General features: G+C 38.4%; 1 protein-coding gene. It reads left to right on the plus strand.

Annotated elements, in window-relative coordinates; translation table 11 throughout:
- The first annotated feature begins 255 nt into the window (after positions 1 to 255).
- Complete coding sequence (locus FGG79_RS21255; protein ID WP_138781993.1) at positions 256 to 1491, plus strand: IS110 family RNA-guided transposase; 1236 nt, start codon at positions 256 to 258, stop codon at positions 1489 to 1491.
- Positions 1492 to 1631: the final 140 nt, after the last annotated feature.

The raw sequence follows: 1631 nt of genomic DNA on the forward strand, positions 1-1631 counted from the left end.
TTCGTATTATAAGGTTAACCAGAATGTTAGATTTTTCTGGTTGACCATTTTTTATATGGCCTTATTATAACAGTAGCCAGGGTAGAACGTCCGCCCCCGTGGGACTTAGATCCCGTCAATTAAACCGTTCACCCCTACTGGTAGAAACATGTTTGAGGCTGGTTGGGACAAAGATCTCGTATAACAAGCGAAGCTATGATACTACTAGGAGGATTAGGGGTTACTGGCAAGTTGAAATAGAGGAGGAGATTGAGAATGAATCCAGTCATAGGTCTGGATGTTTCAAAAGGAGAAAGTGAGGTTCAAGCCTTTTTTGATAAAGGAAAACCTTACGGTAAAAGTTTTAGTATCAAGCATGATCTTGATGGGCTAGGCTCATTACTTGAGTTTTTGGAAAGCGTAAAAGATAAAACCGGCATTCAACCTTCGATTGTACTAGAAGCAACAGGCCATTACCACGCACCAGTGGTTCAGTTTCTGGAGAAGCATAACTATTTATTAATCATCGTTAACCCGTTGATCTCTCATCGAGCTAAAAGCTCTAGTTTACGGAAAGTTAAGACGGATGCCATCGATGCTTATCGTCTCTGTGAGCTTTACTATAAAGAGGATTTAGAACCATATAAAAGACGTGGCATTCAGCTCATGAACCTTCGTAATCTCACAAGACAACATGAGAATATTACAGGGATATATGTTCAAACCAAGCTTCAATTCCAAGCAGTGTTGGATCAAATCTTCCCTGAGTATAGAGGTGTTTTTGGGGATTTATATTCCGTTGTGTCTTTGCTTCTTTTAAAGGAATTCCCCGCATCAGAAGATATTCTGACCGTTAGTGAAGATATGTTGGCCGATAAAATCAAGGAATTCTGTAAAAGTCGCTCTAAGAGATGGGCAGAAGAAAAAGCTCGAGATCTTAAGCAAGCTGCAGCACGGAATCCATTTGAAAAGACACTCTATCAGAGTCATTTACTGAGTCTAAGTATGTATATTGATATGCTTCTTCAATACAAAGAGTATCTATCCAGATTGGAGTCAGAGATAGACACTCTCGCAAAAGAAGTTGAAGAATATAAGATAATCCAATCTATCCCTGGTATCGGAGAAAAAATCGCGGCAACGATTATTTCTGAAATTGGGGAGATAGACCGGTTTAATCACCCGAAAAAGCTTGTAGCATTCGCTGGGGTTGATCCAGAAGTGTTTGAATCAGGTAAGTTCAAAGCTACTCTTGTTCGAATTACAAAGCGTGGTTCAAGCAGATTAAGGCACGCCTTATATATGGCTGTTCGCTCTGGTATTCGTGACTGTCGTAAACAGAAAACAACGGATGAAATCATCCCTAGAAACAAGAGATTAAGAGCGTTTTACGATAAGAAGCGTGAAGAAGGCAAACTCTATAAAGTAGCCATTATTGCTTGTGTAAATAAGCTCTTACATTGGATTTATGCCATATTAAAAAACAAAACCACTTTCCAAGATATAGCCTAATTAAGATTTCTAGCTAAATAAGACAAAACCTTCCAAACATATGTCAGTGGAAGGTTATTTGGCATGCGTATCTTCAGTATAACATGAGTTATTTTAAGTTTTTATTGAAAAATGTTGACAAACTATTAGCTGGTTTAGTT

It is taken from the genome of Bacillus sp. BHET2, from assembly GCF_005938125.1.
In the GTDB taxonomy this organism is placed as follows: domain Bacteria; phylum Bacillota; class Bacilli; order Bacillales; family Bacillaceae_B; genus Rossellomorea.